At 56.1% G+C, this 13,617-nt stretch carries 16 protein-coding genes and 1 riboswitch; all 16 genes read right to left on the bottom strand.

Features of this window, described 5'->3' with window-relative positions; all coding sequences use genetic code 11:
• Position 1 precedes the first annotated feature (1 nt).
• Positions 2–679 carry an energy-coupling factor ABC transporter transmembrane protein gene (locus DT73_RS22035; RefSeq protein WP_036115343.1) on the bottom strand — a complete coding sequence of 226 codons (678 nt, stop codon included), beginning with the start codon at positions 677–679 and terminating at the stop codon, positions 2–4.
• Positions 666–947, bottom strand: a complete 282-nt coding sequence (locus DT73_RS22030; protein ID WP_036115251.1) for an energy-coupling factor ABC transporter substrate-binding protein — start codon at positions 945–947, stop codon at positions 666–668. Before DT73_RS22030 ends, DT73_RS22035 begins: the two co-directional genes overlap by 14 nt.
• Positions 944–1,681: a cobalt ECF transporter S component CbiM gene (gene cbiM, locus DT73_RS22025; protein WP_036115249.1), complete on the bottom strand. Its 738-nt coding sequence runs from the start codon at positions 1,679–1,681 to the stop codon at positions 944–946. Before cbiM ends, DT73_RS22030 begins: the two co-directional genes overlap by 4 nt.
• Positions 1,666–2,397: a cobalt-factor II C(20)-methyltransferase gene (locus tag DT73_RS22020; RefSeq protein ID WP_036115246.1), complete on the bottom strand. Its 732-nt coding sequence runs from the start codon at positions 2,395–2,397 to the stop codon at positions 1,666–1,668. The genes cbiM and DT73_RS22020 overlap by 16 nt, the downstream gene beginning before the upstream one ends.
• On the bottom strand, positions 2,394–3,191 hold the full coding sequence (locus DT73_RS22015) for a sirohydrochlorin cobaltochelatase (RefSeq protein WP_036115242.1): 798 nt from the start codon (positions 3,189–3,191) through the stop codon (positions 2,394–2,396). The genes DT73_RS22020 and DT73_RS22015 overlap by 4 nt, the downstream gene beginning before the upstream one ends.
• Positions 3,188–4,012: a cobalt-precorrin-6A reductase gene (locus DT73_RS22010; RefSeq protein WP_051691513.1), complete on the bottom strand. Its 825-nt coding sequence runs from the start codon at positions 4,010–4,012 to the stop codon at positions 3,188–3,190. The genes DT73_RS22015 and DT73_RS22010 overlap by 4 nt, the downstream gene beginning before the upstream one ends.
• A complete protein-coding gene (locus DT73_RS22005; RefSeq protein ID WP_036115239.1) occupies positions 4,009–4,734 on the bottom strand; it encodes a precorrin-3B C(17)-methyltransferase in 726 nt (241 codons plus the stop codon). The genes DT73_RS22010 and DT73_RS22005 overlap by 4 nt, the downstream gene beginning before the upstream one ends.
• Positions 4,734–5,789: a cobalt-precorrin 5A hydrolase gene (cbiG, locus tag DT73_RS22000; RefSeq protein ID WP_036115234.1), complete on the bottom strand. Its 1,056-nt coding sequence runs from the start codon at positions 5,787–5,789 to the stop codon at positions 4,734–4,736. Before cbiG ends, DT73_RS22005 begins: the two co-directional genes overlap by 1 nt.
• A complete protein-coding gene (locus DT73_RS21995) occupies positions 5,770–6,537 on the bottom strand; it encodes a cobalt-precorrin-4 methyltransferase (protein ID WP_036115231.1) in 768 nt (255 codons plus the stop codon). Before DT73_RS21995 ends, cbiG begins: the two co-directional genes overlap by 20 nt.
• The gene (locus DT73_RS21990) at positions 6,530–7,099 is read right to left on the bottom strand and encodes a decarboxylating cobalt-precorrin-6B (C(15))-methyltransferase (RefSeq protein WP_036115226.1); all 570 of its coding nucleotides are present in this window, start codon (positions 7,097–7,099) and stop codon (positions 6,530–6,532) included. The genes DT73_RS21995 and DT73_RS21990 overlap by 8 nt, the downstream gene beginning before the upstream one ends.
• Entirely contained in the window at positions 7,092–7,694 is a 603-nt protein-coding gene (cbiE, locus tag DT73_RS21985) for a precorrin-6y C5,15-methyltransferase (decarboxylating) subunit CbiE (protein WP_036115222.1), read from the bottom strand. Before cbiE ends, DT73_RS21990 begins: the two co-directional genes overlap by 8 nt.
• On the bottom strand, positions 7,691–8,827 hold the full coding sequence (gene cbiD, locus DT73_RS21980) for a cobalt-precorrin-5B (C(1))-methyltransferase CbiD (protein ID WP_036115219.1): 1,137 nt from the start codon (positions 8,825–8,827) through the stop codon (positions 7,691–7,693). Before cbiD ends, cbiE begins: the two co-directional genes overlap by 4 nt.
• Positions 8,820–9,455, bottom strand: a complete 636-nt coding sequence (locus DT73_RS21975) for a cobalt-precorrin-8 methylmutase (RefSeq protein ID WP_036115218.1) — start codon at positions 9,453–9,455, stop codon at positions 8,820–8,822. The genes cbiD and DT73_RS21975 overlap by 8 nt, the downstream gene beginning before the upstream one ends.
• Before the next feature lie 15 nt (positions 9,456–9,470).
• Positions 9,471–10,442 (bottom strand): adenosylcobinamide-phosphate synthase CbiB, encoded by a 972-nt coding sequence (gene cbiB, locus DT73_RS21970; protein WP_036115332.1) that lies wholly within the window; start codon positions 10,440–10,442, stop codon positions 9,471–9,473.
• Positions 10,442–11,824, bottom strand: a complete 1,383-nt coding sequence (locus DT73_RS21965) for a cobyrinate a,c-diamide synthase (protein ID WP_036115216.1) — start codon at positions 11,822–11,824, stop codon at positions 10,442–10,444. The genes cbiB and DT73_RS21965 overlap by 1 nt, the downstream gene beginning before the upstream one ends.
• Positions 11,825–11,916: 92 nt before the next feature.
• Positions 11,917–12,089, bottom strand: a riboswitch (cobalamin riboswitch).
• 536 nt (positions 12,090–12,625) lie between these two features.
• Positions 12,626–13,528, bottom strand: a complete 903-nt coding sequence (locus DT73_RS21960) for a PocR ligand-binding domain-containing protein (RefSeq protein ID WP_036115214.1) — start codon at positions 13,526–13,528, stop codon at positions 12,626–12,628.
• Between the last annotated feature and the right edge of the window lie 89 nt (positions 13,529–13,617).

Genomic DNA, 13,617 nt, shown 5'->3' with positions numbered 1-13,617 from the left:
CTTAGAGGTGAAAATCACCCTGGTATAACTTCATATCCAGTGCGGTTGTCATTTGCTGGTAACGCCACATTACCCTGCTGAATAATAACGAAATCAGCATCGCCAAAGAGCGGTAGCCGCAAGGGACGTTACGATACCCAAACCGCAATGTCTGCGCACGGTAAATTGCCGCTGCTTCGTCCAGCAGAATAAAAATAAAGCGCCAGGTGAGCAGCACCTGCTCCGTTAACAGCGCAGGCACCCGGCAACGCTTAAGCAACTGAATAAGCTGAGGGAATGGCAGGTTCAGGACAAACCAGAATGTCGCTGCCAGCGCCGCCAGGCTACGGCAACCACTTTGCCAGGCGAGCGCCAGCCCGGGCTGGCTAACCCCAAAAGACACGCTCCCAAGGTGAATACCCCACAGAACCCCGGCTGGCTCACGGGTAACCGTTAATGCCAGCGCCAGCGACGCCACCAATAAAAATGACAGCGGCAGGCTCATCCAGCGCAGCCAGCGCCAGAGTGAAACCTTTAATAACCAGCAGGTTAGTGCCGCCAGCACCACCAGTTCAATTAACTGGCCGGCAGGTGGCAGGGCCATTGCCAGCACAATAAACACCAGCCAGCCCAGAAACTTGGCAACCGGGTCTTTGTCGCGCCAGCGGCTCTGGTAACTTAACCGGTCAATCCCGCTCAGCACGGCTCGCCTTCCCTTTCCAGTAACCGAGGATGTAAAAAATGACTGCTGTGCCCAGCGCACCCTGCAAAGTAAATAACAGGCTTTCTATTTCACCGCTGGCGGGTTCATACAATGGCTGAAACCAGGGGTGATACGCAGGGTCTATCACTTTTATTTGTTCTTCCGCCTGGTTATCCGAACCGCCATATTCACCGCCATGGTTAATAAAGAACGGCATCACCATGAGCGCCACCACCAGCACAATCAACGTCACTGTTTTTTTCATTGCAGTGCCCCCCCTGATGTAATGAGGTGGCGTTTGGTGAGCTGGTCATAAATCAGTACCGTCAGGAACCCTTCGGCAATGGCAATAGGAATTTGAGTCAGGCAGAAAATGCCCATAAATTTCAGTGTGGAACCGGCCGCGCCATTTACCGGGTCCGGGAAGGCCACCCCAAGCTGCACTGAAGTAACAAAATAGGTCACTAAGTCTGCCACCACGGCACACAGGAACACCCCGACGTCGTTACGCAGCCCGGTTTTACAGGCAAGCCGCCACACCAGCCAGCCCGCGAACGGCCCGACCACCGCCATGGAGATCCCGTTTGCCCCAAGCGTTGTCAGCCCGCCGTGAGCCAGTAACAGCGCCTGGAAGAGCAGCACAATGGCCCCCAGCAAGGACACAACGCCGGGCCCAAACAGAATGACTGCCAGCCCGACACCAGTTGGGTGTGAGCAACTGCCGGTTACCGAAGGGATTTTGAGTGCCGAAAGCACAAAAATAAACGCGCCGCACAACGCCAGCAGCACTTTCTGGTGGCTGTCCTGGCTGACAATCTGGCGCAACCGCACCAGCCCGTACCACAGGCAGGGTAAAAACAACACCCACCAGGCCAGCGCCCACAGTGGCGGTAAAAAGCCTTCCATGATGTGCATGGCAAAGGCCTGTTCCGGGGCCAGCAGCATCAGAATGCCCAGCGCCAGGCCACTAAAAGACAGCCGTTTTAACTGTTGTTCCATGATTCACTCCTGATATCCCACTGCTTATTGACCAGAATGGTCGAAAAGTAGGGAAGCGGTTCATCGTCCGGCACTGCAGACAAGTCACGCCAGCAACGCTCACCCGGCAAGGTGGCTTCGGCCATCATCACTGCATGGTCAATCACGCCGCAGGACTGCAACAACGCTTTAATTGCCGGGAAGCGCCCGTAAACTTTCATCATTACCACGCAATCGTGGCGCTCCAGGGTGTCGCGCAGGTGTTGTTCACTGGCGTTACAGGCAACAATGGCCAGTGACTGCTGGTCCATTGCCAGCGGCAGCGCGGCGGCAGAGGCAATGGCTAACACCGATGTCACGCCAGGGACAATTTCCAGCCAGTCCGGGCGGCCAAGGCGTGCCAGTAACCACACCCAGGTGCTGAACAGCATGGCATCGCCCAGAGTAATAAACCCTACCTGTTTACCCGCCTGAACTTCGCGCGCCAGCGTGCCAGCCACTTCATCCCATACCGCAGCTTTGGCATCGTTATCTGCACTCATCGGGAAATGGCAGGTGTGCACTTCGGTGGTTTCACTCAGCCAGGGGCGCACAATGCTCAGCGCCAGGCTGTCTGCGCCTTTACGCCCTGCCGGGGCATACAGGCAGTCCAGCTTGCCAAGAATGCGTGCGGCCCGCACAGTAATCAGGTCGCTGGCGCCAGGACCGGTGCTGATGGCATATAACCGCCCACTCATGCCGCCACCTCCTGAGTACCCGCTGCCAGAGCCTGCTGCAAATGGGCAACAAACCGGCTGCGAATCGCCGGGTTTTCCCCCAGCCCTTGCAGGCACACTTGTGCTGGAATGCCTGCCGCGGCAAAACAACTTTTCCATGAATCGGGCGCATCAGAAGCCATATCGTTAATGGCATGGTCACCGGCCACCAGCATCAGCGGCATCAGAACTACCCGGCGTACCCCTTGCTGTTGCATGCTGTGAACCAGTTGCCCCACTTCCGGGTAACTTTCCACCGCGCCAACCCGGGCAGGGAAATGGCAGGCCTGCATCATATGATCCAGGCAGGCATAAGCCGCAAACGCATGATGACTGGCGCCATGCCCCATAAACACCACTTGTTCGTCGTCAGCTAATGGCGGCATCTGGCTGCGCAGTGCCAGCATCAGTTGCTGGTAATCTTCAAAAGTGCTGAGCAGTGGCGTGCCAAGCGACAGGCGGGCGAAATGCCCTTGCCAAAGTGCGGCATCCCGCACCACTTTTTCGTATTCGTCGCCATTAATGATGTGCAGCGACTGAATGGCGACATCCTGGTAGCCTTGCTCTGCCAGTTGTTGCAAGGCCTGCGCGGGTGACGGTATCACCAGCCCGTCGCGCCTTGCCAGCTTGCGGATAATCATGCCGGAGGTAAAAGCACGCAACAGCGTGCGGTCCGGGCAACTGGCCGCCAGCGCCTGCTCACAGGCAACAATATTTTTCTCCAGCGTATCGTGGTAGCTGGTGCCAAAACTCACCACCAATAATGCTTTTTTCATACTGTTGTTCTCCTGTTACTTAGCGCACTGTGTTGCGGGTTAAACGGTGATGCCAGCCAGTCCTGTAACTTGCGGGTAAAGGCCTCCGGCCCGCCCAGCACCTGGGTTTCCGGCACGCTTTCCTGGGGCCGGGTCACCACAATGCAGGGGATGGCGGCCTGAAGAGCCGGTACAATTTTGTCGAGGTAGCCGCCCTGAATGCCGGATTCTTTGGTAATCACCACATCCGGGGAGCAAAACTGATACAGCGCCTGGTTAAATGCCGCGTTAAACGGCCCTTTCATGGCAAAAATATTCTCCGGGCCAAGGCCCAGTTGCTCGCACTGGGCAATGACAGACGCCACGGGCAGAACACGCACCAGCCAGGTTTTGCCCGGCAGCCCTGCCTGCCAGCGGGCCAGGTCTTTACTGCCTGTGGTTAACAACACGCGCGGGCCCAGTGCCCCGGCGATGCCACAGGCTTCTTCAATATTTGCCACCTTGTGTAATAACGGGTGGGAAACGCAATCCAACTGGCTGGGGCGGCGATAACGGCTGTAGGCGATACCGGTTTGCTGGCAGGCCTGCCAGGCATTACGGCTAATTTCCTGGGCATAGGGGTGGGTGGCATCAACCAGCCAGTTAACCCTGAGGCTTGCAAGTAATTCAGCCAGTTGCCCGGCATCCAGCCGCCCGCACAACACGGAACCTTTGCGCACCTGAGCCAGCCGGGCTCCGGCTTCTGTCGCGACAGACAGGGTGTAAGGCACCGCCGCCATTTCCAGTTGCTGGCAAATCGGCGTGGCATCGCTGGTGCCGCCCAGAACCAGGACATGGTTCATAGCCGGTAACCACGCGGTGTTATCATCAGCCCGTCTTTTACATAGGTAGTGGCATTTCCCACCACCACCAGGCTGGTCATATCGACCGGGTCATAATCCATATCCGCAAGCGTTGTCAGCCATTTTTCTTCTTTCTTGCGCCCGGCGGCTTTCACCACACCAACCGGAGTAGCCGGGTTTTTCACCGTCATCAGCAAATCAAAGGCGCGCGCCAGGTGGCCCTCACGCCCGCGGCTGCGCGGGTTATAAAAACAAATCACAAAGTCTGCTTCCCCGGCGGCAATAATGCGTTTTTCAATTACTGGCCAGGGCGTGAGTAAATCGCTCAGGCTGATATGGCAAAAGTCGTGCATCAGGGGGGCGCCGAGCAACGCAGCAGCAGCGATGCTGGCAGTCATTCCGGGCACGACCCGCACTTCAATACCCGCCTGTTGCTGGCTCACCAGTTCTAAAATCAGGCCAGCCATTCCGTAAATACCGGCATCACCGCTACTGACCAGAGCCACGTTGTGGCCTTCTTTGGCAAGGTCAATCGCCGTTTGGCAGCGCTCGATTTCTTTGCACATACCGGTTTTAATCACCTGTTTATCGCCAGTAAACGCTTTCACCAGGTGGGTGTAGGTTTTGTAGCCCACGATAATATCTGCCGCCGCCAGCGCTTCAGTGGCTTCGACGGTCATCATGGCCTGGGAGCCCGGCCCTATTCCGATTACGGTTAACATCAGTGCACAACTCCTAAAGTCAGGGTAACGCCTTGTTCACGCAAGGTTTCCCCAAGTAAATGACCACCACTCATCAGCCAGGCGACCGGGCCGGAAACACTGCCGACCCCGGCAACCTCGCGCACAAACGCCGAAACAGGGAAATGCGCTTCGCCAGGTTGTAGTTCGTTAGCGGAAAAAATTTCAAATGGCACCTGGTAACATTGCGCAAGTGCCTGCAGGCCAGGTTCGTCCTGCTTCAAATCGATACTGCCAATGGCGCGTAATGCGAGTGAATCCAGGCGGCGGGCCTGCAACTGTTCAGCCACCAGTTTGTGCAACACAGTGAAAGGCGTATTCCGGCGGCAACCAATACCCGCGACAATGCGGCGGGGAACCAGTTTAAAGACCGGGCAGTTAACTTCTGGCAGGGTATCGCGCAGCGTGACGCACACCAGCGCATCGAGCCGGGGTAACGCGCTCAACTCAGCCACGTTGATAAACCCGTCAGTGGTCACCTGGTGCTGTTGGCTGGCAAAGTCATCATCCCACCACAGCCCCACCCGCTGCCCGCTCACCAACATTTGGTTGATGGTTTTTACCCCTTCACGCAGGTTTTCCATACCGGCGTCCAGTTGGCTTGCCAGGGTGTCCAGAGCCGCCAGACCATTCACATCTGTTGCCGTGGTAATTACCGGGTCTGCCCCCAGTACACCGGCAAGGTAGCAGGCCAGAGCATTCGCCCCGCCCATATGCCCGGAAACCAGGCTAATCACATGCTGGCCGCGCTCATCAATAACCACTACCGCCGGGTCAGACATTTTGTCTTGCAGAAGTGGCGCTATCATGCGCACCGCAATGCCCGTCGCACCGATAAAAATTAATGCGGAATGCACCGGGAACGCGTCTTTTACGGTTTGAGCGAAGCTGGTCATAAACGGGCGAAACCCCGTTTTCAGTAACCGTTCACTGGTAAAACAGGTTATTGGTAATACAGCCCGCAGCCGTTCTGCCAGTGCCACGCCACCAGGCGTCAGGCAGAACAACACCAACGATTCAGGCCTGACGGTATTCATGGCTAAACCCGGCATCATAAAGTTTGGAGTAGTGGTATTCCTCGCCCAGAAACGCCCCCACCAGTATTAGTGCGGTTTTGCGTATTCCGGCGGCCCTTACTTTTTCGCTGATATCTGCCAGCGTCCCCCGTACTACCAGGCGCTCCGGCCAGGTGGCTTTGTACACCACAGCTACTGGGGTTTCTGGTGGGTAACCGCCCTCTGTCAGGCGCTCCGCCACCCGGTTAATTCGCTGCACGGACAAGAAAATCGCCATGGATGTCTGGTGGGCGGCAAAGCTCTCCAGTTGCTCTTTCTCTGGCACGGGTGTGCGCCCTTCCAGGCGAGTGATTATCAGGCTCTGGGAAACTTCCGGTACGGTGTATTCCACACCGAGATCTGCGGCGGCACCCAAAAAGGCACTGACCCCGGGCACCACTTGCCAGCTAATCCCCCGCGCAGACAGCATTTCACCTTGCTCGCGCACCGAGCCATAGAGTGATAAATCCCCGGTTTGCAGGCGAACCACACACTTGCCATTGCGCACACCGTCTTCCATCAGGCCAATAATGGCTTCCAGCGCCAGGCTTGCGCTGTCGTGACATTGCGCCTGCGGGCACCACTCAAGCAGTTCCGTATTAATTAACGACCCCGCATAAATGACGATGTCGGCCTGCTGTAACAGCCGGTAGCCTTTCAGCGTAATCAGCTCTTTGTCGCCAGGGCCTGCGCCAACAAACCAGACGCCCGGAGATGCCAGTTCAGACATGGTTGCCCTCCTTCAGGCAGGAAATCACAAAAGTTGGATTGTTCGGTTTGAAATAGTGCCCTTCACCCAGCGCCACCATAGATGATGCCTGGATCTGAACGCACTCCAGCGCACTGACAGGCAGGTTGCCAAGCAGTGTGAATGCCTGCATCAGGTTTTCATGCAGAATAAAGGTCATGACCAGGCGGCCACCGGGAACCAAATGTTCCAGTGACCAGTGCAGTAAGGACGCCAGTTGGCCACCACTGCCGCCAATAAAAATGGCATCGACCTGTAAATCGCAACTGACCGGTGCCTGTGCCGCTATGACCTGCACATTTTCACAGGCGAAATGGCTGCGGTTGGTGTGCAACAGCGCCAGCGCCGCTGCATCCCGTTCAATAGCAATCACCTGCAACCCGGGCCAGGTCATCGCGGCTTCCAGCGATACACTGCCAGTGCCTGCGCCCACATCAATAAAGGTTTCCGCACTGTGCAGTTGCAGGCGGGAGAGAACCAGCGCCCGCACCGGCTCTTTGGTCATGGGCACGCGCTCACCGCGCAAAAAATGGGCATCATTCATTGAGGATCACCACAACGTTCATATCAAAGTCTCCGGTTACCACAGATGCGGGCAACCGCCGGATACGCTCATTCTCCAGCGAGAGGTTTTCACCAATGATCATGGTGCGGTGCCCTGCGCCCCAGGCTACCAGGTGACGGGCGATTTGCGCCGGGCCATTGTTGCGGTCTGTTACCATGGCCACTTTGTTGTGGCGCAGCAGGTTTTCGTAATCCACTTCCCGCCCGTGGCTGCTGGTCAGCCAGATGTCGTTCATGTCCACTCCGGCTTTAGCACACAGGTATTGCATGGCGCTTACTCCGGGGATCACATCAATATTTTCACGCCCAAAATGGCAACACAGGCGCTTACCAATCCCGAACAACATTGGGTCGCCAGACGCGAGCAGCACGACATCCTGCTGCTGTACGCCTTCCAGCCACGCCACCAAAGCGGCGATATCTGCCGTGAGCAGGTGTGTTTCGCCTTCAAATGCTTCAAACAATTCGAGATGCCGCCTGCCGCCGACCAGCACGTCTGCACAGGCGATGGCCTGGCGTGCCTGTTGTGTCAGCAATGCAAGGTTACCAGGCCCAATGCCCACGACAGTAATCATTGGAATGCCTCCTGAATCACCGCCAGAGGGCGGCTACTGCCAAGCAGTTGTTGTTCAAACGAGAAAAGAATGGCGTCGCACTGCGGGGGAGACTGGGTGAAGCGCAACATGTCCTGGACCCGGGCACAAACCCGTTGTGCCAGCTCAGGGTAAATCCGTGTGTAACCCGCGCAGTCAATCAGTGGCAGCGCGGCTTCTGTGGTGTCGCATTCACTGACTGCACGCAACAACGCCAGCGGCGCGCCCATCAGCGCAAGGTGGGCGACCAGCACCTCCATCCGGGCATCGGCAATATGGCTGTGGGTATGAAAAATACCGGCGGCGACTTTGATCAACTTGCCCGGGTGCCCAACCAGCAAAACGCGTTTAAACCCCAGCCGCACAGTTTCCTGAACCATGTAGCCAACAAAGTTGCTCATGGTGACCACCATACCCGGGTCCAGGTGCAGGCTTTCCCGCACAAAGCGCTCGCCATGGTTGCCCGGCACCAGAATGACATTCTCCCGGCCTTCTGCGCGTTTTTGCTCCAGCTCAATCACCAGCGCCCGTTTCCAGCTCTCTTCAGACATCGGCGTGACTATGCCCGTCGTGCCAATAATGGAAATGCCCCCCTGAATACCGAGCCGGGCATTCATGGTTTTCTTTGCCCGGTCTTCCCCTTCCGGTGCGAAAATTTCAACTTCGGCCCCACGTTGCGGCCCAATGACTTCACGCACCGCGGCTTCTATGGTTTGCCGGGGTGTGCGGTTAATGGCTGGTTCCCCCGGCGCCAGGCCAATTCCCGGGCGGGTAACCACGCCGATGCCTGCGCCGCCTTTCAGCGTGATTGCCCCCGAGTCATTCAGGCTAACCCGGGCAAAAATCAGCATACCGTGGGTGGCATCAACATCATCGCCCCCGTCTTTACGAATGGCGGCGGTGGCCTGCTGGCCTTCAATTACCGGCAATTCCACATTCAAGTGCAGGGTGATACCAGACGGCGTGGTAATAGAAACCTGGTTAATTACCTGCTGGCGCAGCACCATTAACGCTGCAACCCGGGCGGCGGCGGTTGCGCAGGAACCGGTGGTATAGCCTTTGCGCAAGGCTTTCCCGTTGTGCCAGACAGTATCGGCCAGGCTGAAATCAGTCATCGCCCGCCTCCATGGTGTAGAGCACGGCGTTAACAATGGCCGCAGCCACATTGCTACCGCCTTTGCGCCCACGGGCTGCAATGCCCGGCAGGCCACTGTCTATCAGGGCCTGTTTGGATTCAGCCGCCCCCACAAAACCCACCGGTACGCCAATGACTGCGGCAGGTTGTTCACCACTTTCCAGCAGGCGGAATAGCGCTGTGGGCGCATTGCCAAAAACAAAGATTTTCTCGCCCGGCATAGCCAGAGCGACATCAACCGCTGCCATTGAGCGGGTAATACCTTTTTCTTTTGCCACTGCCGCCACTTGTGGGTTGCTGATAAAACAGTGGCTGGCAACATGGTGCCGGGCAAGGCGGGTCTTGTTGATACCGGAGAGCGCCATGGTGGTGTCGGTAAACAGCGTACAACCGCGGCGCAGGGCGGCATCCAGCACAGTAATGATTTGTGGTGAAAACCATAAGGTTTCCAGCCAGTCGAAATCTGCCGTGGTGTGAATAACCCGTTTGATAACCGCTTCCTGGCGTGGGTCACTACACTGCCAGCCGGGGTGTTCAGCGGCAATTATCTCGCTGATTATCTCGAAGCTGCGGCTTTCAATGAGCAAAGGTTGTTGAATGTAGTCCATTGGGTTCTCCTGCCATCACACCGTGAGCGTGAAGGCGATACGGATAAGGGCAAACAGCACCAGTGCCAGGCCGGAAGCGACCATCAGCATGCGCACGGACGCCGGGATGTCATCCGGGGTTATTTCGCGCAGGTTTTCGCCAATCCAGGGTTTCTCTACCCGTTCGCCAAAATAGTTATTTGGCCCGCCAAGGCGCACCCCCAGAGCCCCGGCCACCGCGCCTTCAGACCAGGCGCAATTCGGGCTGCTGTGCTGTTTTCTGTCGCGCCAGCCAATACGCAACGCGCTAAGGCCATTGAACTGGCAGAGCCTGGCTGCCGCACTCAGCAACAGCCAGCCAATGCGTGCGGGCAGGTAATTGGCCACGTCATCCATACGTGCAGACACCAGGCCGATATCTTTGTAACGTGCGTTTTTGTAACCCACCATGGAATCCAGGGTATTCACGGCTTTGTACGCCATTGCCAGCGGCGCACCGCCCAGCATCAGGAAAAACAGGGGGGCGATAACACCATCAACACTGTTTTCTGCCACCGTTTCGACCACTGCCCGGGTAATTTGCGGTGGCTGGAGTTGCGAGGTATCACGCCCGACTATCCAGCTCAGTTTTTCCCGGCTCAGCGGTAAATCCCCTTTGCGCAGAGCCTGCTCAACTTCCCCGGCACTTTCAGCCAGGCAACGCCCGGCCAGCAGGGTAAAGATCATCCAGGTATTGACCACCCAGCCGAGCAGTGGATGAACACGTTCTGCCAGAACCAAAACACCCCAGCTGACACCACCCGTAACCGCCACCACTACCAGCCACATCACACCGCCCCCCCAGCGCAATGCCCGGGGTGAATGGCAAACATGGCGGACAGCGCGCTGCAGCAGGTTAACCAGGTTGCCCATCCAGCGCACCGGGTGAGGCCAGTGGTGCGGGTCACCCAGCCAGTAATCCAGCAGAGCGGCAACACACCAGGCGGAAAGCCAGGAAAACAGTGACATCATTGCAGGCTCCTTGCGGTAGTGAACCAGCGGTTAAGCATGGCCGGGCGCTGGGCAAAATGGAGGTGCAGGTAACTGGCAAAGGTGTTGCCCTGCTGCCAGCCGCCTTCCCACTGGCGCACCACCTGGCCGTCGCGCACTTTGCGGCACTGTTGGCGGGTGGGCAGTGAAGTGGTGAATTCAGAGTAATGAAATTCATGGCCGCGCAATGTTTCACCTGCTGCGGCGAGCAGGGTGTCGTGGCTTGCAGTTGCTTCGCAATACCCAAACCGCCTCAGCCGGTTACCCATGGTGCTGTGCCCGGCCAGCACGCCGCACATGGGGTGCGTTTGCCCGTCTGCATCTGCCAGTGAGCCACCCAGGTACATTAACCCGCCGCACTCGGCATACACGGGCACCCCGCGCGCCGCTAGCTGTTTAACGGAATCCCGCATTGCGCTATTCGCCGCCAGTTGGCTGGCAAACATTTCCGGGTAGCCGCCCCCCAGCCACAGCATGTCACAGGCGGGCACTTGTGCGTCTTCCACCGGGCTGAATGGCACCAGCCGGACGCCTGCCTGTTCAAGAATGTCGAGGTTATCCTGGTAGTAAAAGTGAAAGGCATCATCCTGCGCAATGGCCATGGTCAGCCCGCCGGCCAGGGCCTGGTCCGGGAGTGATAACGGTGCGCAGAGCTGGCTTTGCAAAGGGCGGCAACAGTTAAGCAGAGCCGGGAGGTTAACCGTTTTTTCCAGCACGGCAGCCAGTTGCTGCCAGGGTGCCTGGCTAACCCCTGAAGCAGACGCGCCCACTAACCCCAAATGGCGGGATGGCAGGTGGAGTTCAGGCAGTTCAGGAACATAGCCCAGCACCGGTACGCGGCAATAACGGCCAAGCGCGGCACTAAGCTGGCGGAAGTGATTATCGGTATTGACCCGGTTGATTATGACCCCGGCAATGTTGACGCCCGGGGCAAAATCACAAAAGCCATTAAGGGTTGCCGCCAGAGAGGTGGATACGCCTTTGCCATCCATCAGCAAAATGACAGGAACACCCAGTAAACGCGCAATACCTGCGGTTGAGGCACAAAACGGGTCAAGGCCCAGGCCATCGAACAGGCCCATAACCCCTTCGATCACCCCAAGTGAGGTGGTTTCCATGGCCCGGCTGAACAATGCCCGAACGGTATCATCCGGCAGCATCCAGTTATCCAGATTGCGTGATTTCCGGCCAGAAATGGCGCTATGCCAGGTGGTATCGAGGTAGTCAGGGCCAACTTTGAATGGCTGGGGAGCAAAGCCTTGTTGCCGCAAAAGCGCCAGCAAGCCAAGGGTTATGGTGGTTTTACCACAACCGCTTGAAGTGCCCGCCAGAATAAATGCCTGTTTTGCGCCTGTTGCCATTTTTACTTCCTTTTTGGCGGGAAATGGGCGCAACAAGCCAGGCGCATTCCCCTCAGGGCAATACGAGGCTGTAGACGCCCTTCCCTCCGAAGGTGTCATTTGCATCATCAGGCCGGTCTTCTGGCTTAGCGTCTTTCTTGCCCGCCCTTCCCAATCAGTCGATCAGTGGTATTGCGGGGTCGTCAGCATCACAGCAGCGGGGGCTGCGAGGGGTTTGCACCCTCTTCCCTACCTGTCAGGTAAAACCTGATGATGTCGGTTAAACTTTTTCGTACTGCACTACTTTTATGTACTGCGCTTCTTTCTGCGTTCTGTACTTTTTATGTACTGCTATTTACTGCGCTTTGGTGCGCAAACTCAGCGCCATCACGCAATCACACTTCGCTCTGGTAAATATCTCACTCAGGTAAATATCTGCCGAAAAAAGTGCTTTTTTACTGTCACTGACTATACGCCACTGAAAAAATAAAAACTGGTGCAGTTTACGGCTGTAATAACAAACAATTGTTGAGCTATAACAAATTATTGCCAGTTCTGTCAGACATATCTTAACAACAATAAGTACTTAACCAGAAAAACCCAGCCATGCAGGCAACAAAATATTGCTACCGTTAAACGTTGCTGGCTCACAGAATTTATACCTGGCAGGTGAAATAAACCCTGCGTGATCCACCCAAATATTTACTGGCAATTTATGGGTAAAAAACAGGTACAGCACCACATTACCCACATAAAACTATTGTGCCGGATATTAGCACCACACATTTACCGAATATGGGTTAACCAGACACTGAATACCGGTTAATCGGCCTCTTCTATTGCAAGGGAACGAAACATTTGTGGTGTTACCTGGTAAGTCTGGCGGAATACTTTGCAAAAATAACTGGTTTGGGAAAAACCCACATTTCTGGCGATACTGGCAATGCTCCAGTCACTGTGGCGTAGCATTTCTTTGGCATGTTCCATGCGCTGGCGGTTAACCCAGGCGTTAAAGCCAATCCCCTGATATTTTTTGAACAGCTTGCTGAAATAATAAGGGCTCAGGTACACGTGTGCAGCCACCTCTTCCAGGCGCAGTTCCTGTGACAAATTCGCTTCAATGTAGCGCAGCGCTTTTTTCATTTTGCTTTCATGGGGGTTTTGCGCACGGCTTCTGCCTGCTGAAGGTGGTACGTCTTCGTTATCGGTAATCACCAACAAACTCAGTTGTTTTTTCAGGCAGTTTTCTACAATCAAACGTAATAAGTCAGCAGATGCCGTTAACCGGGCATAATCCATTTCAGGTACTTTTTTGTATTCATTCACCAACTCAGGGTCTGTGCGCCAGTGGTCATCAACCGGGTGCAGGATATCGACCATTTCAATATCATCCGGAACACGTACTTGCCCGCACAGCACAAAACCCACCAGGTGACCGGCAATAACCAAAGGTATGGAAAAATCCGTCAGCCCGGCATGGCAACGATAAATACAAGGGTTACTGCTTTTAGATGCTTCAAGGCCGCCACAGCGGTCACTCATACGGCAGCGGCTGTGCCGTTCAGGGTCCTGGCGCATCAACTGGCAAAACGGCGTGAAGTTGAAGAGCTCAGAGATCTCTTCACCGTGGATATTAACCACCACAACCGCTAAATTTGTTGCCTGTGCAAAATCCTGGGCAATTTTATTGATGAGCTCTGAGCTAAGCACACTGGCAGAAATCATGATAAAACCCTCAGTCGATTCAGTCCGTTTATCTTCCGTGATTAAGCGCCTGCCCTGACAGGCGGGTTATGTGCCCTTTTGGGCCTGTT

The sequence above is a fragment of the Mangrovibacter sp. MFB070 genome, assembly GCF_000705335.1.
In the GTDB taxonomy this organism is placed as follows: domain Bacteria; phylum Pseudomonadota; class Gammaproteobacteria; order Enterobacterales; family Enterobacteriaceae; genus Mangrovibacter; species Mangrovibacter plantisponsor.
Note: the sequence above shows the minus strand (reverse complement) of the source record. Positions and strands in the feature narration are given on the sequence as shown.